The organism is Microbacterium sp. SZ1 (genome assembly GCF_002362255.1).
GTDB lineage: Bacteria > Actinomycetota > Actinomycetes > Actinomycetales > Microbacteriaceae > Microbacterium.
Genome location: NZ_LPVV01000040.1, coordinates 346,073 through 370,830, shown reverse-complemented (window position 1 = coordinate 370,830; position 24,758 = coordinate 346,073). Strand labels below are relative to the sequence as shown.

Annotated in this window: 23 protein-coding genes; 16 read left to right on the top strand and 7 right to left on the bottom strand. The window is 69.4% G+C overall.

Annotated elements, in window-relative coordinates:
- Together AUC47_RS15875 and AUC47_RS15870 are read left to right on the top strand one after the other, a co-directional pair.
- The coding region (locus AUC47_RS15875) for a DUF7507 domain-containing protein (RefSeq protein ID WP_143740756.1) at positions 1-2,992 on the top strand (2,992 nt) is incomplete at its 5' end.
- A gap of 25 nt (positions 2,993-3,017) precedes the next feature.
- Entirely contained in the window at positions 3,018-3,500 is a 483-nt protein-coding gene (locus tag AUC47_RS15870; RefSeq protein WP_218838230.1) for a hypothetical protein, read from the top strand.
- A 13-nt stretch (positions 3,501-3,513) separates the two neighbouring features.
- On the opposite strand, the gene AUC47_RS15865 is transcribed toward AUC47_RS15870, so the two are convergent.
- Together AUC47_RS15865 and AUC47_RS15860 are read right to left on the bottom strand one after the other, a co-directional pair.
- On the bottom strand, positions 3,514-4,860 hold the full coding sequence (locus AUC47_RS15865; protein WP_096716138.1) for a cryptochrome/photolyase family protein: 1,347 nt from the start codon (positions 4,858-4,860) through the stop codon (positions 3,514-3,516).
- Between the two features lie 39 nt (positions 4,861-4,899).
- Positions 4,900-5,322, bottom strand: a complete 423-nt coding sequence (locus tag AUC47_RS15860) for a DoxX family protein (RefSeq protein WP_096716137.1) — start codon at positions 5,320-5,322, stop codon at positions 4,900-4,902.
- A gap of 22 nt (positions 5,323-5,344) precedes the next feature.
- On the opposite strand from AUC47_RS15860, the gene AUC47_RS15855 reads away from it, so the two are divergent.
- From AUC47_RS15855 to AUC47_RS15845, 3 genes are all read left to right on the top strand, one after another.
- Positions 5,345-5,704: a YnfA family protein gene (locus AUC47_RS15855; RefSeq protein ID WP_096716136.1), complete on the top strand. Its 360-nt coding sequence runs from the start codon at positions 5,345-5,347 to the stop codon at positions 5,702-5,704.
- 121 nt (positions 5,705-5,825) lie between these two features.
- Complete coding sequence (gene thrS / locus AUC47_RS15850; RefSeq protein ID WP_256999639.1) at positions 5,826-7,751, top strand: threonine--tRNA ligase; 1,926 nt, start codon at positions 5,826-5,828, stop codon at positions 7,749-7,751.
- Positions 7,748-8,296, top strand: a complete 549-nt coding sequence (locus AUC47_RS15845) for an HIT family protein (RefSeq protein WP_096716134.1) — start codon at positions 7,748-7,750, stop codon at positions 8,294-8,296. Before thrS ends, AUC47_RS15845 begins: the two co-directional genes overlap by 4 nt.
- A 7-nt stretch (positions 8,297-8,303) precedes the next feature.
- Here the strand turns inward: AUC47_RS15845 and pdxY are convergent, their stop codons facing one another.
- Both pdxY and AUC47_RS15835 read right to left on the bottom strand, forming a co-directional pair.
- Entirely contained in the window at positions 8,304-9,155 is an 852-nt protein-coding gene (gene pdxY, locus AUC47_RS15840; RefSeq protein WP_096716133.1) for a pyridoxal kinase PdxY, read from the bottom strand.
- A gap of 46 nt (positions 9,156-9,201) precedes the next feature.
- Complete coding sequence (locus AUC47_RS15835) at positions 9,202-10,509, bottom strand: aminotransferase class I/II-fold pyridoxal phosphate-dependent enzyme (protein WP_096716132.1); 1,308 nt, start codon at positions 10,507-10,509, stop codon at positions 9,202-9,204.
- Positions 10,510-10,586: 77 nt separating this feature from the next.
- On the opposite strand from AUC47_RS15835, the gene pdxS reads away from it, so the two are divergent.
- The 10 genes from pdxS to AUC47_RS15785 all read left to right on the top strand — a co-directional run bounded on the left by pdxS (position 10,587) and on the right by AUC47_RS15785 (position 20,787).
- Positions 10,587-11,480, top strand: coding sequence for a pyridoxal 5'-phosphate synthase lyase subunit PdxS (gene pdxS, locus AUC47_RS15830; RefSeq protein WP_096716131.1), 894 nt, complete (start codon positions 10,587-10,589; stop codon positions 11,478-11,480).
- Entirely contained in the window at positions 11,470-12,063 is a 594-nt protein-coding gene (gene pdxT / locus AUC47_RS15825; RefSeq protein ID WP_179297647.1) for a pyridoxal 5'-phosphate synthase glutaminase subunit PdxT, read from the top strand. Before pdxS ends, pdxT begins: the two co-directional genes overlap by 11 nt.
- Positions 12,064-12,187: 124 nt before the next feature.
- A complete protein-coding gene (locus AUC47_RS15820; protein WP_096716130.1) occupies positions 12,188-12,949 on the top strand; it encodes a YebC/PmpR family DNA-binding transcriptional regulator in 762 nt (253 codons plus the stop codon).
- A gap of 45 nt (positions 12,950-12,994) precedes the next feature.
- Positions 12,995-13,576: a crossover junction endodeoxyribonuclease RuvC gene (gene ruvC, locus AUC47_RS15815; RefSeq protein ID WP_096716129.1), complete on the top strand. Its 582-nt coding sequence runs from the start codon at positions 12,995-12,997 to the stop codon at positions 13,574-13,576.
- A gap of 9 nt (positions 13,577-13,585) precedes the next feature.
- The gene (gene ruvA, locus AUC47_RS15810) at positions 13,586-14,191 is read left to right on the top strand and encodes a Holliday junction branch migration protein RuvA (protein WP_096716128.1); all 606 of its coding nucleotides are present in this window, start codon (positions 13,586-13,588) and stop codon (positions 14,189-14,191) included.
- On the top strand, positions 14,184-15,209 hold the full coding sequence (gene ruvB, locus AUC47_RS15805) for a Holliday junction branch migration DNA helicase RuvB (protein ID WP_096716127.1): 1,026 nt from the start codon (positions 14,184-14,186) through the stop codon (positions 15,207-15,209). The genes ruvA and ruvB overlap by 8 nt, the downstream gene beginning before the upstream one ends.
- A gap of 73 nt (positions 15,210-15,282) precedes the next feature.
- Positions 15,283-15,699: a preprotein translocase subunit YajC gene (locus AUC47_RS15800; protein ID WP_256999630.1), complete on the top strand. Its 417-nt coding sequence runs from the start codon at positions 15,283-15,285 to the stop codon at positions 15,697-15,699.
- A gap of 50 nt (positions 15,700-15,749) precedes the next feature.
- Complete coding sequence (gene secD, locus AUC47_RS15795) at positions 15,750-17,480, top strand: protein translocase subunit SecD (protein WP_096716125.1); 1,731 nt, start codon at positions 15,750-15,752, stop codon at positions 17,478-17,480.
- Positions 17,480-18,469 carry a protein translocase subunit SecF gene (secF, locus tag AUC47_RS15790; protein WP_096716124.1) on the top strand — a complete coding sequence of 330 codons (990 nt, stop codon included), beginning with the start codon at positions 17,480-17,482 and terminating at the stop codon, positions 18,467-18,469. The genes secD and secF overlap by 1 nt, the downstream gene beginning before the upstream one ends.
- A 68-nt stretch (positions 18,470-18,537) precedes the next feature.
- Positions 18,538-20,787, top strand: coding sequence for a RelA/SpoT family protein (locus AUC47_RS15785; RefSeq protein WP_096716123.1), 2,250 nt, complete (start codon positions 18,538-18,540; stop codon positions 20,785-20,787).
- Here AUC47_RS15785 and AUC47_RS15780 read toward each other — a convergent pair.
- From AUC47_RS15780 to AUC47_RS15770, 3 genes are all read right to left on the bottom strand, one after another.
- Entirely contained in the window at positions 20,774-21,325 is a 552-nt protein-coding gene (locus AUC47_RS15780; RefSeq protein WP_096716122.1) for a type IV toxin-antitoxin system AbiEi family antitoxin, read from the bottom strand. The genes AUC47_RS15785 and AUC47_RS15780 overlap by 14 nt on opposite strands.
- A 61-nt stretch (positions 21,326-21,386) precedes the next feature.
- The gene (locus AUC47_RS15775; RefSeq protein WP_256999629.1) at positions 21,387-22,742 is read right to left on the bottom strand and encodes a DUF349 domain-containing protein; all 1,356 of its coding nucleotides are present in this window, start codon (positions 22,740-22,742) and stop codon (positions 21,387-21,389) included.
- 92 nt (positions 22,743-22,834) lie between these two features.
- Entirely contained in the window at positions 22,835-23,152 is a 318-nt protein-coding gene (locus AUC47_RS15770) for a hypothetical protein (protein WP_096716121.1), read from the bottom strand.
- Between the two features lie 110 nt (positions 23,153-23,262).
- Here AUC47_RS15770 and AUC47_RS15765 point away from each other — a divergent pair, with 110 nt between their 5' ends.
- The gene (locus tag AUC47_RS15765) at positions 23,263-24,630 is read left to right on the top strand and encodes a replication-associated recombination protein A (protein ID WP_096716120.1); all 1,368 of its coding nucleotides are present in this window, start codon (positions 23,263-23,265) and stop codon (positions 24,628-24,630) included.
- Positions 24,631-24,758 lie beyond the last annotated feature (128 nt).

The following is a 24,758-nucleotide window of genomic DNA, read 5'->3' as shown; positions in this document are numbered from 1 at the left end:
GCCCGAGAGCATCGTCCCCACGGCGGCTGCGGCTCCGGTGGTGTCGGTGCAGAACTCGGGTGCTCTGGCTCCGGGTGCGACGGGTCGTGCGGGCGATGTGGTCACGTGGTCGTACACCCTCACCAATGACGGCAACGTCACCCTCAGCGGTGCCGCCCTCGCCGACGCCCTCACCGGCGTCAGCGCGCCGACCTATGTCTGGCAGGGCACGGAGGGAGTACTGGTGCCCGGGCAGTCGGTCACGGCGACCGCGACGTACACGCTCACCCAGGCCGACGTCGACGCGGGCGGCGTGACGAGCCTCGTCACCGGGACCGGCACCCCACCCAACGGCGGTGCCCCGGCCACGGCCGTCGCCCCCGCGACGGTATCGCTGGCTCCTGCGCCCGGACTCGTCTTCACGAAGACCGCCGCTCTCACAGCCCCCGGCGCGAACGCCGCCGGCGACGGCGTCACCTTCGGCTTCCGCATCGAGAACACCGGCACCGTGACGCTCTCGGGCGTCGCCATCACCGACGAGCTCGCGGGTGTGGGAGCCGTCACGGTCGATTGGCCGGGCACCGCGGGCGTGCTCGCGCCCGGGCAGGTCGCGACAGGCACGGCGCCGTACGCGATCACCCAGGAGGACGTCGACCGCGGCTCGGTGCAGAACACGGCATCCGTCCGAGCGACCACTCCTGCGGGTGCGGTGCTGACCGCCCGCTCGACGACCGATCCGCTGCCGACCGCCGCGCAGGCGCCGTCGATCCGCACGGTGAAGGGCGGCTCGTACGTGACCGGCACGGGTGGTGTGGGAAGCGTCATCGAGTACACGTTCGATATCACCAACACGGGCAACGTCACGCTCCGGCTCATCCGCCTTCAGGACGACCTGCAGGGTCTCAGCACGCCGCAGATCGAGTTCCCCTCGACCACCGGCATCCTGCCGCCCGGCGGCACGGCCAGCGGTGTCGCCCGGTACACGGTGACGCAGGCGGATGTCGACGCCGGCTCGATCAGCAACGTGGCGACCTCCTTCGGTACGTCGCCGCGGGGTGTCGTGGTCTCCGACAGCTCCGACCCGTTCACCATCCGGACGGACGATCCCACCGACCCCGACCAGGCGATCCGCACGACGCAGAGTGCGCAGCTCGCCGCGGGTGACACCGGGGTGCGCGGCGACACGATCCAGTACACCTTCACGATCGAGAACACCGGCAACACGACGCTCACCGGGGTGACGCTCAGCAACACGGTCGACGCACTCACCGGCTTCGTCTACACGTGGCCCTCGGCGGCGAACCCCGGTCGACTGCTGCCGGGGCAGACCGTGACGATCACGGCATCGCATCTCGTCACCCAGCCCGACGTGGATGCCGGAACGGTGCGCAACGTCGCCACGGGCACCGGTACGACTCCCGCCGGCGACACGGTCATGCACCGCTCGCCGGTGACGATCATCCCGCTCGCGGGCGGCACGGGCTCGCTCGAGGTCGACAAGGTCGGCACGCGCCTCGGCGACGGCGCGCTCGGATCCGAGGTGCGGTACGACTTCGTGCTCCGCAACACCGGCACGCTCACCCTGTCGTCCGTGGCGCTGAGCGACCCGCTCGAGGGTCTGTCGGACATCGTCTACGGTGCGTGGCCGTCCGTCGAGGGGCGCCTCGGACCGGGTCAGTCGGTCACGGCCACCGCGACCTACACGGTGCAGCAGAGCGACATCGACGCCGGCTCCGTGCGGAACATCGCGACGGGCAGCGCGCTCACGCCGGGCGGCGACCCGGTCACCGCCGAGTCGCCCGAGTCCGTGGTCCCCACGGCCGGTTCCGCACCGTCCATCGACCTCGAGAAGTCCCAGGTGCTCGCCACCGGGGCGACCGGACGCCCCGGCGACCGTGTCGACTACTCGTTCACGATCGTGAACACGGGCAACGTGACCCTGCGCGGGATCACCCTCGCCGACGGGCAGGCCGGGCTCACGGATCTTCGGATCACGTGGCCCGGAGCAGACGGCGTGTTGGCTCCCGGGGCGACCGCGACCGCCGTCGCGTCGTACACCCTCACCCAGGCCGACGTCGATGCGGGACGCATCGGTTCCGTGGCGACCGCCACCGGCAACGGCGGGGGAACGATCGTCGGCGACGACGACGCCGGAGAGAACCTGATATCGGCGGCACCGTCGCTCTCGGTCGACAAGACGGCCGAACTCCCAGGCATCGCCCAGCAGGGAGGAACGGTGCGCTATCTCGTCACCGTCACGAACACGGGGAACGTCTCGCTCGCCGACGTCGCGGTCACCGACGACCTCGTCGGCCTCGGAGCCCCCACCGTGACCTGGCCCGGCGTGCCCGGAGTGCTCGGGGCCGGTGAATCCGCGACGTTCTCGGCCGACTACGTCATCACCCTCGCCGACGTGACCCGCGGGCACATCGACAACACCGCTTCCGCCGTCGGGACGACACCGGGCGGCGGGCAGGTCGACGCGAGCGACAGCGTTCGCGTCGACGTGCCGAACGATCCCCGCATCAGCCTGGGCATGAGCATCTCGGTGCAGGACGGCCAGAAGGGCTTCGCGGGCGACACGCTCGTCTTCCGCTACACGGCCACCAACACCGGCACGACCATCCTCACGGGGGTCTCGATCCGCGATCCGTACCCGGGGCTCTCGGCCCTCACGTACTCGTGGCCGGGGGAGCCGGGCGTGCTTCTCCCCGGGCAGAGCGTGACGGCCGTCGCGACCGTGGTCATCACCCCGGCGATGGAGGGCACCGTGGTAACGTCGCGAGCCGTGGTGACGAGCGTGGAGGCCGAGTCCGGGGTGCCGGTGACCGACGTCGCCGCCGACTCCGAGCGTCTCCCGGAGCCCTCGCCGAACGGGCTCCTGCCCTTCACCGGCGGCGGCGACCCCGGGCCGCTGGTCGGCGGCGCGGTTGTGATCCTGCTCGGCGGCCTCGTGCTCCTGCTCATCGGCCGCCGGCGCCGCGAGTCCCGGCCCCAGAACCTCACCTCCTAGCGACACCGCACTGAAAGGCGACACGATGCAGAACCACCGCACCTCTCCGCAGATCACCGCAGGCCGCCGTCCGGCGGCCAAGGGGGTGCTCACTGCGGGAATCGCCCTGACTCTCGGTCTCGTGCTCGCCGGATGCACGGACACCGCGCCCGAGCCCACGCCCACGCCCACGGCCACGGAAGAGGCGCAGGCCGGAGTCACCGACATCGTCGACACCCCGGGTTCCGGCGAAGGGCTCGAGGGGGCACTCGCCGACGCGGAGGTCAAGACGTGTGAGCTCGCCGGTGACCACTGGGAGGTCGCTGGCACCGTGACGAACTCGAGCGCCGCCGCCGCGTCGTACCGCATCTACGTGTCGCTCCTCACGGAGGGCGGAGACACGCGCTCGCTCACCCAGGTGGACGTCGACCCGATCGACGCCGGAGCGAGCGCGGACTGGGAGACCACGGTCGCCGTGCAGGATGAGACCCTGGACTGCGTCCTCCGAGTCGAGCGCTACGCGTCCTGACCCGGTGACGTCGTCAGGGCGTGCGTGACGACCTGCGCAGTTCGTCGTAGGCGGCGAGTGCCGCCTTCCGCGTCTCGCCGAGGTCGACGATCGGCTCGGTCGGCGCGCCCGACGCCCACTCCGAGATGTACAGGCCCTGCGGGTCGAACTTCTTCGCCTGCAGCTCGGGGTTGAAGATCCGGAAGGACGGGGCGGCGTCCGCGCCGGAGCCTGCGACCCACTGCCAGTTGAACGGGTTGTTCGCGCCGTCGGCGTCGACGAGCGTGTCCCAGAACCACTCCTCGCCGCGACGCCAGTCGATCATGAGGTTCTTGATGAGGAAGGATGCCGTGACCATCCGCACACGGTTGTGCATGTAACCGGTGTGCCACAGCTCGCGCATCCCGGCATCCACGAGCGGAATGCCGGTCTCGCCGCGCTGCCATGCCTCGAGGTGCGACGGGCGCAGAGTCGGCCAGGGGAAGGCGTCGAACTCGCTCCGGAGGTTCCTCGTCGCGAGCTCCGGGAAGTGGAACAGGGTGTGCCAGGCGAACTCCCGCCAGCCGAGCTCGGAGAGGAAGCCCGCTGCGCCCTCCGTCTCGATCGCCTCGTGCCAGACGGTGAACGGGCTGAGCTCGCCCCAGCGCAGTCGAGGGGAGAGCTGAGACGTCGCGCCCGCCGACGGTTCGTCACGGGCGCGGTCGTAGGAGCCGAGATCCTCGCGGAGGAAGGTGCGGAGCCGAGCACGAGCTGCCTGCTCGCCCGGCTCCCAGGTGTCGCGGAGTCCTCCCGCCCAGTCCGGGCGTGTCGGCAGCAGCTGCCAGTCGTCCAGGTCGTCCGAGGCCGGTGACCTGCCCACACCGTCGAGGCTCCGCGGCGCCGGGAGCGGAGCGCGGGGAGCGGGGAGCGCCCGCGCAGCCCGCCAGAACGGCGTGAAGACCGAGAAGTGGGTCCCGCTGCCGGTCTTCACCGTCCACGGCTCGTGGAGCAGGGAGCCGGCGAACGAGGCGACCTCGATGCCGTCCTCGCGCAGCGACGACTTCAGCGCGGCGTCGATCTCCCGCTCAGGGCCCCCGTAACGGCGGTTCCAGAAGACCGCCGACGCGCCGAGGTCCTCGACGACACCGCGGACGACGTCGAAGGCGGCACCCCGTCGGAGGATCAGCCGGGCGCCGAGGTCCGCGATGTGATCGCGGAGCGAGGCGAGCGAGTGATGCAACCACCAGCGGGCCGCACCGCCGAGCGGGCGGACCCCGTCCGACTCCTCGTCGAGCACGTAGAGCACGACGAGCGGCTCGTCCCGGTCGATCGCGGCGCGGAGAGCCGGATTGTCGGCGACACGGAGATCGTCGCGGAGCCACACGACCGAGGGGGAGGACATGCCCCTATTGTCGTCGGGCGACGGCGTTCGCGCCCGCCGTCACATCCGACCTCGACGCGGGCGCCGCCGCGCTGTAGGCTTCCGCTCGCTCGTCGACCAGACGGCCCAGGCCACGAGAACCGGCTGCAGGAACAGGCGCACGAAGCGGCGCCGATCGGTGTCGAGACCGGGCGCCGACCGTCCCGTGCGCCACTGATGGACGTTGCCCGGGAAGACGGCGACGAAGAAGGCGGCTGTCGCGAGCCCGAACCGCCGCCGTTCGCGGGGCAGGGCGATCAGCGCCGCACCGAGGCCGACCTCGACCGCGCCCGAGGCCACGACGATCGCATCCTTGTCGAGGCGGGTGAACCGCGTCGCCCAATCGGGGACGACGAGGCGGAAGCCGCGGGTCCTCACGAAGTGCATCACCCCCGCTGCCGTGAGAAGGAGGGCGAGCGACCAGCGTGCGACGTCCTTGAGCATCCGCCCACGCTACCGTGGCCGCATGACCGTCCTCCGCATCAGCATCCTCTTCGTGCTCGCCGCCGCCGCCGAGATCGGCGGAGCATGGCTCATCTGGCAGTCGGTCAAGGAGGATCGAGGGTGGATGTTCGCCGTGCTCGGGGTGATGGCGCTCGGCGCCTACGGCTTCCTCGCCGCCCTGCAGCCGGACGCGAACTTCGGCCGCGTCCTCGCGTCGTATGGCGGCGTGTTCATCGCCGGCTCCCTCGCGTGGGGCATCATCGTCGACGGGTTCCGCCCCACGATGTGGGACTGGATCGGGTCGGCGGTCGCCCTCGTCGGCGCCGCGATCATCGTCCTCGCCCCGACGGCATCGACGGCCGACGCGCAGGGAGGGCTCTGACGGGCGGAGGGCGCCCGGCGTGCGAGTAGCCTAGATCGAGACCCAGATGGAGTGTTCCGTGCCTGAAGATGCCCTGCCGAAAGACGGCTTCGCCCTGTTCTCCGACCGTTCTGTCGTCGCGATGCGCGTCAACGGGGTCCTCAAGGACCTCGCCGCCACCGTGACCGACGCCGACGAGGTCGAGGCCGTCATGATCGACAGCCCCGACGGGCTCGACATCCTGCGCCACTCCACCGCGCACGTCCTCGCGCAGGCCGTGCAGCGCATCAACCCCCAGGCGAACCTCGGCATCGGCCCGCCCGTCACCGACGGCTTCTACTACGACTTCGGCGTGGCCGAGCCCTTCACGCCCGAAGACCTCAAGGCCATCACGAAAGAGATGCAGCGCATCGTCCGCGAGGGCCAGCGCTTCGTGCGCCGGGTCGTCACCGACGAGGAGGCTCGCGTCGAGCTCGCTGACGAGCCGTTCAAGCTCGAGCTCATCGGACTCAAGGGCGGCAAAGAGGCTGCCGAAGGCGCCTCCGTGGAGGTCGGCGAGGGCGAGCTCACGATCTACGACAACACCACTCGCGACGGCGAGGTGGTCTGGAAGGACCTCTGCCGCGGGCCGCACCTGCCCAGCACGCGCATGATCGGCAACGGCTGGGACCTGACGCGCATCGCCGCCGCCTACTGGCGCGGCAGCGAGAAGAACCCGCAGCTGCAGCGCATCTACGGCACGGCCTGGCCTTCGAAGGACGAGCTGCGCGCCTACCAGGAGCGTCTGGCCGAGGCGGAACGCCGTGATCACCGCAAGCTCGGCAGCGAGATGGACCTGTTCTCGTTCCCCGACGAGATCGGGTCGGGGCTCGCTGTCTTCCACCCCAAGGGCGGGATCATCCGCTACGAGATCGAGGAGAACCTGCGCAAGCACCTGCTCCGCAACGGCTACGACCTCGTCAACAGCCCGCACATCACGAAGAAGGACCTCTTCATGACGTCGGGGCACCTGCAGACCTACGCCGACGGCATGTTCCCGCCGATGCACCTCGACGAGGTGGTCGACGACGAGGGCAACGTCACCCGGCAGGGCCAGGACTACTACCTGAAGCCCATGAACTGCCCGTTCCACAACCTCATCTACCGCTCGCGCGGGCGCTCGTACCGTGAGCTGCCGCTCCGGCTCGCCGAGTTCGGCACGGTCTACCGCTACGAGAAGAGCGGGACGCTGTCCGGCCTCACCCGCGTCCGCGGCCTGACGCAGGACGACGCGCACATCTATGTCGCCCAGGATCAGGTGAAGGAGGAGCTCACCACCAACCTGAACCTCGTGCTCGATCTGCTGCGCGACTACGGGCTCAACGACTTCTACCTCGAGCTCTCGACCAACGAGGAGGGGAACCCAAAGTTCCTCGGCGAGCCCGAGCAGTGGTCGACGGCGATCGACACTCTGCGCGAGGTCGCGGTCGAATCGGGCCTCGAGCTCGTGGCCGATCCGGGCGGAGCGGCGTTCTACGGCCCGAAGATCTCTGTGCAGGCGCGCGACGCGATCGGCCGCACCTGGCAGATGTCGACGATCCAGCTCGACTTCAACCAGCCCGACCGCTTTGAGCTCGAGTACACCGGATCCGACGGACAGAAGCACCGACCGGTCATGATCCATCGTGCGCTGCTCGGTTCGGTCGAGCGCTTCTTCGCGATCCTGCTCGAGCACTATGCGGGCGACTTCCCGCTGTGGCTGGCGCCGAGCCAGGTCGTCGGCGTCCCGGTCGCCGAGCAGTACGGCGAGTACCTCGACGACGTGATCGGGCAGCTCCGGGCCGCGGGGGTGCGAGCGGACGTCGACCACTCCGACGACCGGATGCAGAAGAAGATCCGCAACCACACCACGGCCAAGGTGCCGGTCATCCTCATCGTCGGCGAGCAGGACCGCGCCGCGGGCACCGTGTCGTTCCGCTTCCGCGACGGTACCCAGGAGAACGGCGTACCGGTGGCCGATGCCGTCCGCCGCATCCGCTCCGCCATCGAGACGCATGCCCTCGTGCTGAAGGCCGGAGACCTGGCGTGACCGACGATCACTCCTCCGTCGAGGACGCCGGTCTGCTGGCCGGCGTCCCCGACGAGTTCCAGCGGCTGTGGACCCCGCACCGGATGGCCTACATTCAGGCCGGGCCGGAGCCGCTGCGCGAGGAGTGCCCGTTCTGTGAGGCGCCGAAGTACCCGGATGCCGAGCGGCTGATCGTCGCGCGCGGCGAGACCGCCTACGTGCTGTTGAATCTGTTCCCGTACAACTCCGGCCATCTGCTCGTGTGCCCGTACCGGCACATCGCCACCTACGATCAGGCCACGCCCGAGGAGGTCGCCGAGATCGGCGAGCTGACGCAGATCGCTATGCGCGTCCTGCGCGAGGTGTCGCGGTGCGACGGGTTCAACCTCGGCATGAACCAGGGCGCCGTCGCGGGTGCAGGTGTCGACGCGCACCTGCACCAGCACGTGGTGCCTCGCTGGAAGTCCGACGCCAACTTCTTCCCGATCATCGCCAAGACGAAGGCGCTGCCGCAACTGCTCGGCGAGGTGCGCGAGGCGGTGTCCGCGGCCTGGCCCACCGCCTGATCGCGCCTCAGCGCACCTGGCGGGCCGTGAACTGCATTCGCGGGTGGGCGTAGAACTCCTGAGCCTCGATGAGCTGCAGCTCCCGCTCACCGGACTCGAGGGTGAGGCTCAGCAGGTCGAAGACGCTCGACGCGGTGCGCTCGAGCGCGACCTTGGCGTCGCCGGTCTCGACGTAGTGCGCGGTGAACAGCGCCGCCGTCACGTCGCCGGAGCCGTTGGCCTTCATGGGCAGGCGCGGCGTCTGCACGATCCACGCGCCCTTCGCGTCGGCCACCAGCATCTCGATGGTGCCCTCCTCGCGGTCGGGACGCTCGACGCTCGTGACGAGAACCGTGCTCGGTCCCATCGCCATCGCGAGGTCGACGGAGGCGAGCGTGGACTCCAGGGTGTCCGGCTCGGTCTCGGTGAGGAATCCGAGCTCGAACTGGTTGGGGGTGATGATGTCGGCGACCGGCACGACCTTCTCGCGCAGCAGCACCGGGATGGCCGGGGCGACGAAGCATCCCGACTTGGCGTTGCCCATCACGGGATCGCAGGCGTAGACGGCATCCGGGTTCGCGGCCTTCACGCGCGAGACGGCGTCGATGATCACGTCACCGATGCCCTCGCCGCCCTGGTAGCCGCTGAGCACGGCGTCGATCCCCGGGAACGCCTCTCGCTCCTCGATCCCGGTGACGACCTCGCGCACGTCGTTGGGGGAGATCATCGGTCCGCGCCACGCGCCGTAGCCGGTGTGGTTGGAGAAGTTCACGGTGTAGACGGGCAGCACCTCGACGCCGATGCGCTGCAGCGGGAACACGGCGGCGGAGTTGCCGACGTGTCCGTAGGCGACGGCGGACTGGATGGAGAGGACCTTCATTCCTCGATCCTTTCGTGAGCGGCGGGCCGGTGCCCGCGGGAGTCGGTCATCGGGTCGCCGCGACGAGGTCGGCGACGAGCGTCTTCGCATCCTCGTCGGACAGGTCGTGCACGGTGAGGCGCAGGTGCTGCGAGGGTTCGCCGCGGTCGTCGAGCGCGAACTCGTCGCCCGTCCGAGCGAGCCAGCCGCGGCGCATCAAGCGCTCGGCGACGGCGCGGGCGGGCTTCGGAAGCCGCACCCAGAGACTCAGTCCGTCCGTCGACGGAGAATCGAGGCCTGCGTCGCGCAGGCGCCCGGCGAACGCCTCGTTTCGAGCCGCGTAATGCTCTCGAGCGGTCGTGATGCGGGCGAGGGCATCGGCATCCGTCAGCTGAGCGAGCGTGAGCCGCTGCAGGAGGTGGCTGACCCAGGTCGTTCCGGGGCTGAGCCTCATGGCGAGGCGCTCGGCCGTGGTCGGGTCGGTCGCGGCGATGGCGAGGCACATGTCGGGGCCGAGGAACTTCGACACCGATCGCACGAGCGCGAAGCGTCGATGCTCGGGACCGATCAGCGTCTCGTAGCTCCGCTGCGAGAGCATCGAGAAATGGTCGTCCTCGATGAGGAGCACGTAGGGGTGGTCGGCGAGCACGGCGCGCAGGTCTGCGGCGCGTCGGGCGGAGAGGCTCGTGCCCGTCGGGTTCTGGGCGCGCGGGGTGCAGATGACGGCGCGGACCCCCGCGTCGAGCGCCGCGCGGAGTCCCTCGACCGTCATGCCCTCGTCGTCGACCGGCACCGGCACCGCGCGGTATCCTCCGAGGCGGACGGTGTGGATGCTGGCCAGGAAGCACGGGTCTTCCAGGGCGACGGCATCGTCGCGCATGAGCGCCTGGGCGAGGAGTCGCTCGACCGCGTCGACCGCGCCGCTCGTGACCGTGATGCGGAAGTCGGTGTCACCCAGGTCACTCGTGATCCACTCGCGCGCCCAGGCTTCCAGGCCGCGGTCGATCACCGGCTCGCCGTACAGGACCGGGCGACCGGCGACCGTGGCGAGCGCAGCCGTCGGGTCCGGGATGAGGCGCGGATCCGGGTTGCCGGTGCCGACGTCACGGAGCACGGTGTCGGCGGCGAAGCCCTCCTGAGGGACGGATTCGTGACCCGCGATCACCGTGCCGGCGCGTCCGCGCGAGACGACGAGACCCGCCTGGGCGAGCTGACGGTACGCCGCGACCGCGGTGTTGCGGTTCACGCCGAGCATCGCGGCGAGCTCACGCACCGGGGGGAGCGGACTGCCGGCGCCGAGCACGCCGCGGTCGCGCAGATCGCGCACGCTGTCTGCGATGTCGGCCGCCGTCGTTCCGCTGATCTGTTCCGTCATGTGTCCTCAGGTCGATTCTAGGTCGTTCCGGACAGTGCTATCGTTTGGCCTAGATCAAACCTCGACAGGAGTCAGTCATGGCCGAACAGACCACCACCGGATCCTCGCGCGTCAAGCGCGGCCTCGCCGAGATGCTGAAGGGCGGCGTGATCATGGACGTCGTCACCGCCGAGCAGGCGAAGATCGCGGAGGATGCCGGAGCCGTCGCCGTCATGGCGCTGGAGCGCGTGCCCGCCGACATCCGGGCTCAGGGTGGCGTCTCCCGCATGAGCGACCCCGACATGATCGACAGCATCATCGACGCCGTCTCCATCCCCGTGATGGCGAAGGCGCGCATCGGCCACTTCGTCGAGGCGCAGGTGCTGCAGGAGCTGGGCGTCGACTACATCGACGAGTCGGAGGTGCTGTCGCCGGCGGATTACGTGAACCACATCGACAAGTTCGGCTTCACGGTGCCGTTCGTGTGCGGCGCCACGAACCTCGGCGAGGCCCTTCGCCGCATCAACGAGGGTGCGACCATGATCCGCTCGAAGGGCGAGGCAGGCACCGGTGACGTGTCAGAGGCCATGAAGCACATCCGGAAGATCCGCGGCGAGATCGCCGCATTGACGGCGCTGCCGAAGGACGAGCTCTTCGTCGCCGCGAAGGAGCTGCAGGCGCCGTACGACCTCGTGGCCGAGATCGCCGAGACCGGGAAGCTTCCTGTGGTGCTGTTCGTGGCCGGAGGCGTGGCGACGCCTGCCGATGCCGCCATGATGATGCAGCTCGGTGCCGACGGCGTGTTCGTGGGGTCGGGCATCTTCAAGTCGGGAAACCCCTCCGAGCGCGCCAAGGCGATCGTCAAGGCGACCACCTTCTACGACGACGCGAAGGTCATCGCCGAGGTGTCGCGCGGGCTCGGCGAGGCCATGGTCGGCATCAACGTCTCCGATCTCCCGGCCCCGCACCGGCTCGCCGAGCGTGGCTGGTAACCCCCGGGTCGGAGTCCTGGCCCTGCAGGGCGACGTGCGCGAGCATGCCGCCCTGCTCGGCGCGCTCGGCGCCGAGGTCGCGCTCGTGCGCCGCCCTGAGGAGCTGGCGCAGGTCGACGGCCTGGTGATCCCGGGGGGCGAGTCCACCGTGATCGACAAGCTGTCGCGCCTGTTCGGGATGCAGGAGCCCATCCGCACCGCTCTCCGCGACGGAATGCCGGTGCTGGGCACCTGCGCAGGCCTCATCATGCTCGCGGACCGGCTCGTGGATGCGATCGACGGGCAGGAGACGTTCGGCGGCCTCGACGTCACGGTGCGCCGCAATGCGTTCGGCCGCCAGGTCGAGTCCTTCGAGGCGGAGCTCACCCTGCCGGCGCTCGAGGGCGGCCCGGTACGCGCCGCGTTCATCCGGGGTCCCGTCGTCGAGAGCGTCGGCCCCGCAGCATCCGTGCTCGCCGCCCTCGACGACGGCCGCGTCGTCGCTGTCGAACAGGGCTCGCTGCTCGGTTTGAGCTTCCATCCGGAGATCACGGGCGAAACGCGGTTCCATGAGCGGTTCCTCGACGTCGTCCGCGCGCGCTGAGACCGGAGGGCGCCCCGCGACGGAGATCATCGCCAGACGAGACGGGAACGATCCCGCGGCGCCGTTCGATAGACTGGACGACGCCCTGGCCCAGCGCCCGGGCGGATACGACGAGCGGAGAGTTATGTCCGGGCATTCCAAGTGGGCCACGACCAAGCACAAGAAGGCCGTCATCGACGCGCGCCGTGCCAAGTCGTGGGCGAAGCTCATCAAGAACATCGAGGTCGCCGCCAAGCTCGGCGGCCCCGACCTCGCCGGCAACCCGACGCTGTTCGACGCGGTGCAGAAGGCCAAGAAGACGTCCGTCCCGAAGGACAACATCGACCGCGCGGTGAAGCGCGGCGCCGGCATCGGCGGCGAGGCCGTCGAGTACACCTCGATCATGTACGAAGGCTACGGACCGAACGGCGTGGCGCTCATGATCGAGTGTCTGACCGACAACAAAAACCGCGCGGCAGCCGAGGTGCGCACGGCGCTCAGCCGCAACGGCGGCACGCTGGCGGACCCCGGCAGCGTCGCGTACAACTTCAGCCGCAAGGGCGTCATCGTCGTCGGCTCCGAGGGCACCACCGAGGACGATGTGATGATGACGGCCCTCGAGGCGGGCGCCGAGGAGATCGAGCCCCGCGCCGAGGGCTTCGAGATCGTCACCGAGGCGACCGACCTCGTCACCGTGCGCTCGGCTCTGCAGGAAGCCGGCATCGACTACGAGTCGGCGGACGTGGAGTTCGTCCCGAACCTCAAGGTCGAGATCGACGCCGACACCGCTCGCAAGGTGTTCCGCCTCATCGACGCGCTCGAGGACAGCGAGGACGTGCAGAACGTCTTCACGAACCTCGACCTCACCCCCGAGGTGCAGGCCGAGCTCGAGAACGACGAGGACTAGGCGCGCCGGAGCCGGGTCCGACGAGGAGCGGCATAGCCTGGGGGAGTGACCTCCTCGCTGCGCGTCCTCGGCATCGACCCGGGCCTCACCCGCTGCGGAATCGGCGTCGTCGACGTCGATCGTGCCCGCCGCGGGACGCTCGTGCACGTGGGGGTCATCCGCTCGTCGCCCGATGCGCCGATCGGGGAGCGTCTGGCGGCGGTCGCCTCCGGCATCCGCGAGGTGCTCGCCGCGCATCGACCGGACGCGGTGGCGGTCGAGCGCGTCTTCGCGCAACAGAACACCCACACGGTGATGGGCACGGCCCAGGCGAGCGGAGTCGCGTTGCTGCTCGCCGCCGAGGCCGGCCTTCCGGCGGCCACCCATACCCCGAGTGAGGTGAAGGCGGCAGTGACCGGCTACGGCTCCGCCGACAAGAAGCAGGTCCAGGCCATGATCGCCCGCATCCTGCGTCTCGACGCGCCTCCGCAACCGGCCGATGCGGCCGATGCTCTCGCGATCGCGCTATGTCACGCATGGCGCCGTGGCGCGGCGTCCGCTCCCGGCCGCGATGCGCTCACGCCGGCCCAGCGGGCCTGGGCGGATGCCGAGCGTGTCGCTCGAACATACGTACGATCCCGCGTCTAGGCTGGTGGGATGATCTCCTCCCTGCACGGAACCGTGCTGCACACGTCGTCCGATCACGTCGTCGTGGACGTCGGAGGCGTCGGCTTCTCGGTGGCGGTGCCCGCCGATGTCGCGCACACGGCGACCGTGGGGGAGCGACTGCAGCTGCACACGAGCCTGATCGTCCGCGAGGACGCGCTGTCCCTGTACGGGTTCGCGGAGCGCGACGAGCTCGAGATCTTCGGCCTGCTCATCAGCGTCACGGGCGTCGGCCCGAAGTCCGCCCTGGGCGTGCTCTCGCACCTGACGGTCGATCAGATCGCCGAGGCCGTGACGGCGGAGGACGACGCCCCGTTCCGACGCGTCTCGGGCATCGGTCCGAAGACTGCCAAGCTCATCGTCGTGCAGCTCGCCGGCAAGGTGCACCCCACCGGTCCTGCGTCGAAGCCCGCGGCTGGGACGGGTTCGGATGTCGTCGCCCAGGTCACCGCCGCGCTCGTCGGGCTCGGGTGGTCGGAGAAGGTGGCGGCCGAGGCGGCAGCGCAGACGGCGGAGGAGGCGTCGGAGGCCGAACGCGCCGCCGTCGCCCCGCTGCTGCGGCGCACGCTCGCGCTGTTGGGACCGGCGCGTGTCTGACGGGAGGGACGCAGCGGAGCCGGTCGACGAGACCGAGCTCGCGATCGAGGGAGCGCTGCGACCGACCAGCCTCGGCGACTTCGTCGGTCAGCAGAAGGTCAGAGGACAGCTGCAGCTCCTGCTCGACGCAGCTCGCATCCAGAGTCGCCCGCCCGATCACATCCTCCTCGCCGGCCCTCCCGGCCTCGGCAAGACGACGCTCGCGATGATCGTGGCACACGAGAGCGAAAGGCCGCTGCGTCTCTCCAGCGGCCCGGCGATCCAGCACGCGGGCGACCTCGCTGCGCTGCTGTCGAGCCTCGTTCCGGGCGAAGTCCTCTTCATCGACGAGATCCACCGCATGGCTCGCTCTGCGGAGGAGATGCTGTACCTCGCGATGGAGGACTTCCGGATCGACATCATGGTCGGCAAGGGCGCTGGAGCGACGAGCATCCCCCTCGATCTCGCACCGTTCACGCTCGTCGGCGCGACGACGAGGTCGGGGCTGCTGCCGAACCCGCTGCGCGACCGCTTCGGCTTCACGGGGCACCTGGAGTTCTACGACGACTCCGAGCTCGAACAGGTGATCGCACGGTCGGCACTGGTGCTCGGCGTCGATCTGCCCGGCGACTCGCTCGCCGAGATCGCACGCCGCTCGCGCGGTACGCCTCGAATCGCGAACAGGCTCCTGCGCCGCGTGCGCGATTACGCTCTCGTGCACGGGGGAGGCGCGGCCTCACTCGCCGATGTGCGTGCCGCGCTGGAGCTGTACGACGTCGACCCCATCGGGCTCGACCGTCTCGACCGTGCCGTGCTCGAGACTCTGGTGCGGCGCTTCCGCGGAGGCCCGGTCGGACTCAGTACCCTCGCCGTCGCCGTCGGGGAAGAAGCCGAGACCGTCGAAAGCGTCGTGGAGCCCTATCTCGTGCGGATAGGCTTCCTCGGTCGCACGCCCCGTGGGCGCGTGGCGATGCCGGAGGCGTACACGCACCTCGGAGTGGCTCACCCGGACGGGCTGCTTCGCCTCGATGACCTATAATCGCTGAAGACTTCCCCCGATAGACCTGTGCGCCCATGGCTGGTGCGTGCACCTGAGAAAGGCGCTTGCCCTCATGCCCATGGAAATCCTCCTCTTCGGCCTCCTCGCCGTCCTCGTCGTCTTCATGTTCGTGAACGGACGTCGCCGTCAGAAGCAGATGAAGGCGGAGCAGGAGGAGAAGGCGGCCAAGACGGTCCCCGGCGTGAAGGTGCTCCTCCAGGGCGGCATCTACGGCACCATCGTGGCCTACGACCACGACGACCTCGACTCGCCCGCCCTCGTCGAGATCGCACCCGGCACGGTCATCGAGGTGCACAGCCAGGCCATCCTCCGCATCGTCGAGCCGAAGGATCTGACCGACGGCGTCGAGGTCGTGGCCGACGAGGCGCCCGTCGTGGTCGAGGAGACCCCGGTCGTCGAGGACGCCCCCGTCGTCGAGACCCCCGAGGAGACGCGCCGTCGTCTCGAGCGGGACGGCGACGACAAGTAACATCCGCTCGCAGTACTCGGCACTCCGGCATCTCAGAAAGCTGATCACACGTGGCCACTTCCTCCCCGGTCCGTCACGCCTGGCGCGTCCTCCTCGGACTGCTCCTGGTGACGGGCGTCCTGTTCGGCATCAACGCGATCGGCGTCTACGGCTTCCAGAAGAGCTCGTGGGCCCCTGAGCTCGCGCTCGACCTCCAGGGCGGAACCCAGATCATCCTGAGTGCCGAGACCGAGGACGGTGCTGACCCGTCATCGGAGCAGCTCGACCAGGCCGCGGCGATCATCCGCCAGCGTGTCGATGCCTCCGGCGTCGCCGAGGCTGACATCACCACCGAGGGCGGCCGCAACATCGTGGTGCAGATCCCCGGCGCGGCCGACGACCAGACACGCGAGCGGATCCAGTCCAGTGCTCAGCTGCAGTTCCGGCCCGTCCTCGCGACGACCGCGGGCACGAACACCTTCATCGGCGAAGACGGTGCCGAGACGCCGTACCCGACGCCCGATGACTCGCTGAGCGACACCCCGACGGCCGAGCCCACGGACCCGAGCGACCTGTCTTGGGTGAGCGAGAAGCTGGCCGCGGAGTTCCAGGCCTACGACTGCTCCAACCCCGACAACGACCCGTCCCGCGAGCCTGCCGATCAGCCGCTCATCGCATGCGATCCGACGGGTCAGGCGAAGTACATCCTCGGCCCGACCGAGCTGACCGGCACCGCGATCACAGACGCCACGGCGGGCCGCGACCCGCGCTCCGGTGCGTGGATCGTGCAGCTCACGATGAACGCCGACGGGACCGACGCGTTCGGCAAGGTGAGCACGCGTCTCAACCAGAACCGCATCGCCAACCTCTCGCCGCGCGACCAGTTCGCGTTCGTGCTCGACGGCTCCGTCATCAGCGCGCCGGTCATGAACGGTCAGATCCTCGACGGTCGTCCGAGCATCTCAGGAAGCTTCACGCAGGAGACCGCCACCACGCTCGCCGATCAGCTCAAGTTCGGAGCGCTGCCGCTCAGCTTCGAGGTGCAGAGCTCCGACACGGTGTCGGCGACGCTCGGCACGCAGCAGCTGCAGATCGGTCTGATCGCCGGACTCATCGGTCTCGCTCTCGTCGCGCTCTACTCGCTGTTCTCGTATCGCGCTCTCGGCACGGTGATCATCGCGTCGATCGCGGTGATGGCCGTCCTGACGTACATCGTCATCTGCATCCTGGCCTGGCGACTCGGATTCCGGCTCTCGCTCGCCGGTGTCGCCGGTCTTATCGTGTCGATCGGTTTCACGGCCGACTCGTTCATCGTCTACTTCGAGCGCATTCGAGATGAGCTGCGCGACGGCAAGTCGATCACCGCGGCCGTCGAAGACGGGTGGGGTCGAGCGAAGCGCACGATCTACATCTCGAAGTCGATCAACGTCCTCGCGGCCGTGGTGCTCTACATCCTCGCCGACGCCACGGTGAAGGGATTCGCCTTCACGCTCGGACTCACGACCGTCATCGACGTGCTGATCTTCGTCATCTTCACGCATCCGGTCATGCAGATCCTGGCGCGCACGAAGTTCTTCGGCGGCGGCCACAAGCTGTCCGGACTCGACCCCGAATCCCTCGGCGCGGTGTACCGCAGCCGTTCGCAGTTCCGCGAGGTCGCGGCGACGTCGACCGGGCGCAACGCCAGGAACGCCCGCTCGCGCGGAGAGGCCGACCGCCGTCAGACGATCGCAGAGCGCAAGCGCGCCGAAGCACTCGCCGGTGACAAACGCACCAGCACCGGAAGTGAGGGGGACGCGTGATGGCTTCCATGAACGAGTTCGGAAACAACCTCTACACGGGCAAGACCTCCTTCCCCTTCGTCGGCAAGCGTCGCCTGTGGTTCATCATCGCGATCGCCCTCGTCGTGGGCTCGGCCCTCGTCCCGCTGATCCGTCCGATCCAGTTCTCGATCGAGTTCACCGGCGGATCGCAGTTCACGGTGCAGGCGCCGGACACGACCGACCAGCAGACCGCGACGGATGCCGTGCAGTCCGTCGTTCCCGAGGCGGCCACCAAGGTCGTCGTCGTCAACGGCTCGGACATCCGCGTCCAGACCGACCAGATGAGCGCGGCCGAGACCCAGCAGGTCTCCGCGGCCCTGGCCGACGCGTACAAGGTCGACGGCGACGCGGTCACCTCGTCCTTCATCGGCCCTGCCTGGGGCGAGAACGTCACCAAGCAGTCGCTGTGGGGCCTCGCGATCTTCCTCGCGCTGACCTTCCTCATCCTGGCGATCTACTTCCGCACGTGGAAGATGTCAGCGGCCGCCATCCTCGGCCTGCTCGACGTGCTCGTCATCACGGTCGGCGTCTACGCGCTGGCCGGCTTCGAGATCTCGCCGGCCGCCGTGATCGGCTTCCTGACGATCCTCGCGTACTCCCTGTACGACACCACGGTCGTCTTCGACAAGATCCGCGAGAACACCACCGAGGACGGGGAGAAGTCCGCTCGCCTCTTCGGCGAATCGGTCAACCTCGCCGTCAACCAGACGCTCGTGCGGTCGATCAACACCTCCGTCGTGGCCGCTCTGCCCGTGGGGGCGATCCTCTTCATCGGATCGTTCTGGCTCGGCGCCGAGACGCTCACGGACATCTCGCTGTCGATCTTCGTCGGCATCCTCGTCGCGACGTATTCGACGCTCTTCGTCGCCGCGCCCCTGTACTCGCTGTTCCGCGAGAACGAGCCGCAGATCAAGGCCCGCGACGCCCGAGTGCGCGAGTCGCGCGAGCGCGCGGCCGTCGAGGTCTGATCGTCCCGCTCGGCGGGGCCGCACCCCGCTGAGCACGCGTAAGCTGTTCTGATTGGGGAGGTGAGCGGATGGCGGAACCGCAGACGACGTCGCAGGGATCGAGCCTGAGGCGACTGGTTCCCCGCATCTTCTCCCGCGCGCCCCGGGTCAACGACCTCGACAACCTGATCCGCACCGTCAGGGCGAATCACCCCAAGGGCGACCTCGCGGTCATCGAGCGGGCCTACGCGGTCGCCAAGGAGAAGCACGAGGGCCAGAAGCGGCAGAGCGGCGAGCCGTACATCACGCACCCGCTCGCCGTCGCGCAGATCCTCGGCGAGATGGGGCTCGGACCGCGAGCGATCGCCGCTGCCCTGCTGCACGACACGGTCGAGGACACCGGCTACGCGCTGACCGACCTCACCGCCGAGTTCGGCGACGAGGTCGCGATGCTCGTTGACGGGGTCACGAAGCTCGACAAGGTCAAGTACGGCGAGAGCGCACAGGCCGAGACGGTCCGCAAGATGATCGTCGCGATGTCGAAGGACATCAGGGTCCTCCTGATCAAGCTCGCCGACCGTCTGCACAACGCCCGCACGTGGGGCTTCGTGCCGCCGGAGAAGGCCGCGAAGAAGGCCAAGGAGACGCTCGAGATCTACGCTCCGCTGGCGAATCGACTCGGCATCCAGGCCATCAAGTCCGAGCTCGAGGATCTGTCCTTCGCGGTGCTGCATCCGAAGATCTACAACGAGATCCACAACCTCATCGCCCAGCGCACCCCTCAGCGCGAGAAGTACCTCGGCCAGGTCGTCGAGGAGATCGACGAGGACCTGCGCGACCTGCGCATCCGCGGCAAGGTGGTCGGGCGTCCGAAGCAGCTCTACTCCGTGTACCAGAAGATGGTGGTGCGCGGCCGCGAGTTCGACGACATCTACGATCTCATCGGCATCCGCGTGCTCGTCTCGTCCGTCCGTGACTGCTACGCGGTGCTCGGGGCCATTCACGCACGGTGGACGCCCCTGCCCGGGCGGTTCAAGGACTACATCGCTACACCGAAATTCAACCTGTACCAGTCGCTGCACACGACTGTGATCGGACCGTCCGGCCGCACGGTCGAGATCCAGATCCGCACGCACGAGATGCACCAGCAGGCGGAGTACGGTGTCGCGGCGCACTGGATGTACAAGGAGCGGATGAACGGCGGCAAGGCCGAGGTCCGCGCGGCCGACCGCGACATGGCGTGGCTTGCGCACATCTCCGACTGGCAGGCCGAGACCGCCGACCCGGGGGAGTTCCTCGACTCGCTGCGCTTTGAGATCGGCGCGAAGGAGGTCTACGTCTTCACCCCGAAGGGCCGCGTCATCGGCCTGCCGGCGGGTGCGACCCCGGTCGACTTCGCGTACGCCGTCCACACCGAGATCGGCCACCGCACGATGGGGTCGAAGGTCAACGGACGCCTGGTGCCGCTCGAGTCTGAGCTCAAGAGCGGCGACGTGGTCGAGGTCTTCACGTCGAAGAACCCCGATGCGGGCCCCAGCCAGGACTGGCTCGGTTTCGTCAAGAGCACTCGCGCCCGGAACAAGATCCGCGGCTGGTTCACCAAGGAGCGCCGCGAAGAGGCGATCGAGCAGGGCAAGGAGGCCATCGCCCGGGCGATGCGTCGACAGAACCTGCCGCTCCAGCGGCTCATGAACCAGGACTCGTTCGCCGAGGTCGCGCACCAGCTGCACTATGAAGACGTCTCGGGGCTCTACGCCGCCGTCGGCGAGGGGCACGTCTCCACGCAGTCGGTGCTCGAGAAGGTCACCGCCCTCGTCGCGACCGACGACCCGGCGACCGGGCCGATCGATCTGCCGGGCACGATGCCCTCGCGCGAGCCGCGTGCGGGCGATTCCGGTGTGCTGGTCCGCGGCGCCGCCGACATCCTCGTGAAGCTCGCCAAGTGCTGCACGCCGGTGCCCGGCGACGACATCGTCGGGTTCGTCACGCGCGGCAGCGGCGTCTCGGTGCACCGCGCCGACTGCGTCAACGTGAAGGCGCTGTCGAGCGAAGAGGACCGGTTCGTCGACGTCTCGTGGGCCCCCACGACCAAGAGCGTGTTCCGCGTGCAGATCCAGGTCGAGGCGCTCGACCGCTCAGGGCTCCTCTCCGACGTCACACGCGTCCTCAGCGAGCACCACGTGAACATCCTCTCGGCCACCGTCAGCACGACCGACGAGCGTCTGGCTCTCAGCCGCTTCGTGTTCGAGATGGGCGACGCGGTGCACCTCGATCGCGTTCTGAACGCGGTGCGGCGCATCGACGCGGTGTACGACGTGTACCGCGTCACCTCGTCCTGAGAATCGCGCGCTCCAGCGCGGCCCGCGCCACCCGGGCGCCGGGCATTCGGTGCATGTCGTCGATCGCTGATGCGGCGTCGTCGAGCAGGTCAGGATCCGCGTCGGCGAGCAGATCGATCCACGGGCGTCGCGTCGGGTCCCTGTGCAAGCCGAGCGCCAGGTCGACCATGGTGCGAACCGGAGTCATGACGAGGATGCCGCCGAGCGTCACGACGTCATCATCCGGAAGCGCTGTGTCGTGCAGAACGACCCGCGGCGGCAGAACGACGCGCAGTCGGTGAGGGACAGCGCGTCGCACGTGGTGGCGCGCAGGTGGCTGGTCGCCCGCTCCGTGCACCCAGGCAGCGGACGGACCGCAGGCGGCGGTGTTCGCGGGAACGATCTCGGCGATGGCGGCGGCCCGTGCCGGCGGCGACTCAACGAGGTCTGCCGGCACGTACCCTTCGCCGAGCTCGATGACGTGACCGTCGAGTCGGGCGGCCGACAGCTCGGGGAGGGTGAGACGGCCTCCCGGCAGATACAGGAGAGCGGGATGCATCACGCCAGTGTGGCGCAGCGCATCCCGCCCATCCGTGCGTGCGGTCGGATCTGTGGAGAGATCAGCCGCCGAGGGCGTTGAGCCAGGCGCGACGTGCTTCGAGAGCCTCGGACGCCGCGTCGACGGCCTTCTTGTCGCCGGACTTCTCGGCGGCGGCGAGCTCGGACTCGAGCTTCTCGATCGCGTCGAGCAGCTGCGAGCTCATGTCGTTCGCGCGCGCCTTCGTCTCCGGGTTGTTCTTCTTCCAGTCGACGTCCTCGCGCGCCTTGAGCGCCTGCTCGATCACACGCAGGCGGTCGTCGAGCGCGCGCTCCTTGTCTCGCGGGAAGATGCGGCCGACCTCGTCCCACTGGCGCTGGATGCGGGTGAGAAGCGCGCGGGCACGCTTGATGTCGCGCTCGTCCGCGACGGCCTTGGCTTCTTCGAGGAGCGCCTGTCGGGCTTCGATCTTCGGCGCGGAGTCGGCCTCCTCAGCCGCCGCCTGCTCGGCGCGAGCGGCGTACAGCGCGTCGCCGGCCGCCTTGAATCGTGCCCAGAGTGCATCGTCGGCCTTGCGTCCGGCTCGGCCCGCGTTCTTCCACTCGTCGAGGAGGGTGCGGTACGCCGGGATGCCGTCGACGCCCCGCGGCGCCAGGGCCTCAGCGCGCTCGACCAGACGGGTCTTCGCATCGCGGGCTGTCTTGTGCGCGTCGTCGAGCTCCGAGTAGAACGCACGGCGCGCCTTGTCGACGGTCGATCGGGCGTCGCGGAATCGCTTCCAGAGCTGCTGGGAGATGCCCTTCGACAGGCGGGGACCGGACTGCTGCTGGGCCTGCCACGTCTCGAACAGCTCGTTGAGCTCGGCGGTGACCTGCTTCCACTGCACCTTGGAGAGGTCGCGGGCGGCGATGGCCTCTGCGCGCTCCACGAGGGCGGTGCGCTCGGCGACGGCCTTCTCGACGAGCTCCTTCGCCTGCTGGGCCTCCTGCGCCGTCGCCTCCGACAGGGAGGATGTCAGTGCGGTGAGCCGGTCTCGCAAACCCGCGAGGTCGCCGACGGCCGCGGCATCCGTCGCCTCCTCGATGAGGTGGTTCGCCTGCTTGACGAGGTCGGCGGCTGCAGCGCCACCGGCCTGGTGGCGCTGCTCCAGCGCGACGACCTTGAACGCGATGTCGTCGTACTTGCGGACGAAGTAGGCGAGAGCCTCATCCGGTGTGCCGTCGGGGTACTGCCCGACGACGCGCCAGGTCTCGCCTTCGCGGACCTCCACCGTGCCGTCTTCGGCGACCCGACCCCAGTCGGCGGCGTCGGTCGACGGCGTCGGAATCGCGGCGGTGATCGGGGCGGCGGCAGCCGGCGTCGGCAGCTTCCGCGGCATGGGCTTCGCCGGGGGAGCGGGAACGGGGGGAGTCGGCTTCGCGGGCTCGTTGGCAGACACGTGTTTCTCCTTGCGCGGTCGTACCGCGGGAGGCGGAAAGGACGAGCCTCAGCCTAGTACGCGCGGCGTCCGCGCGTGCGGCGAGACCGGATTCACCCGCCCGGGGTCTCCGAGGGAACCGGGTCGGGCGCGGGGGTCTCGCTCGGCAGGATCTGCTCGCCGGGATCCACGCTCGGCTCGACAGTGGGGCTGGGGGTCGGGGTCGGCTCCGGCGCGGTCACCTGGGCATGCACGACCTGGCTCACCACGGCTCCGCCCACGATGACCAGGCCGACGGTGACGGCGATCACGTTGTCACGCGCCCGTCGAGCGATCTGACGCTCGTGCCAGTCGCGTCGCGCGTTGTGCAGACGAGCGCGCTCCGCCTCGGTGCGTGCGCGCTGTGCATTCCTGGACCCGCGTGCGGCCATGCCCCACTCCCTCTCCGACGCGCGATGGCACGTCGCCTGAGAGCCTATCGTCGCCGCGCGGTCGCCTCGAGCCGGTGACCGGTGTCGGCGGCCCGCGTTAGCCTGGGACGATGACCTCCGCCGCCGCTCTGCTCTCCGGGCAGACGCCTCTCGCCGTGCGGATGCGTCCGGTATCCCTCGACGAGGTCGCAGGTCAGAAGCATCTCCTGCGTGCCGGCTCGCCGATCGTGGCGCTGGCCGACCCGGCCGCCTCGTCGCCCGGCGCGGTGTCGATCATCCTCTGGGGGCCGCCTGGCACGGGCAAGACGACTCTGGCGCAAGCCATCGCCCGCTCGTCCGGGCGCCGCTTCGTCGAGCTCTCGGCGATCACCGCCGGCGTGAAGGACGTGCGCGAGGTGATGCAGGAGGCGATCACCCAGCGCGATCTGTACGGCCAGACCACCATCCTCTTCCTCGATGAGATCCACCGGTTCACGAAGGCGCAGCAGGACGCCCTTCTCCCCGGCGTCGAGAACGGCTGGGTCATCCTCATCGCGGCGACCACCGAGAACCCGTCGTTCTCCGTCATCTCTCCGCTCCTGTCCCGCTCGCTGCTGCTGACCCTTCAGCCGCTCACCGACGACGACATCGGCGTGCTCGTTGATCGGGCCATCGCCGATGCGCGAGGACTCAACGGCGCCGTCTCCCTCGGCGACGACGCGCGCTCGGCCCTCATCCGTCTCGCCTCCGGTGACGCACGCCGAGCGCTGACGGGTCTCGAGGCGGCCGCAGCGGTCGCGCTCTCGCATGCGAGCGACGCAGCGGACTCGGACGAGCGCGGCGCAGAGAAGGATGCCGTGCCTCCGGCCGTCACGGCGGACGATGTCGCACAGGCCGTCGACAAGGCCCTGCTCCGGTACGACCGCCAGGGCGACGAGCACTACGACGTCATCAGCGCGTTCATCAAGTCGATCCGCGGCTCCGACCCGGATGCCGCGCTGCACTACCTCGCACGGATGATCGAGGCGGGGGAGGATCCTCGGTTCATCGCCCGACGGCTCGTGATCTCGGCGTCGGAGGACGTTGGTCTCGCCGACCCCCAGGCTCTCTCGATCGCGGTCGCGGCAGCCGATGCCGTCGCGTTCATCGGAATGCCGGAGGGACGCATCCCCTTGGCGGAGGCCACGGTGTACCTCGCGACGACCGCCAAGTCGAACGCCGCCTACACGGGCATCGACGCCGCGATCGCCGACATCCGCGCCGGCGGCTTCGGTCGTGTGCCGCTGCACCTCCGCGACGCACACTATCCGGGCGCGAAGCGCCTCGGTCACGGCCGGGGCTACGTGTACCCGCACGACAGCGAGTTCGGCATCCTCCCGCAGCAGTACCTGCCCGACGAGCTGAGGGGTCGTCGATACTACGAGCCGAAGAACCTCGGTGCGGAGCGCGACATCTCGGCCCGTCTCGAGCGCATCCGCCGCATCCTCGACGGGCGTTGAGCCGCATCTGATAAGATCGAGCGGCTCGAAACCGAGTTTTCGGGCATCTCCTCGTTCACACCCCACCTCGACGGCGCCCCGGCGTGCGCTCCGAGGCAGAACGCGGCGATACGTCCGCGAGTCGCGAA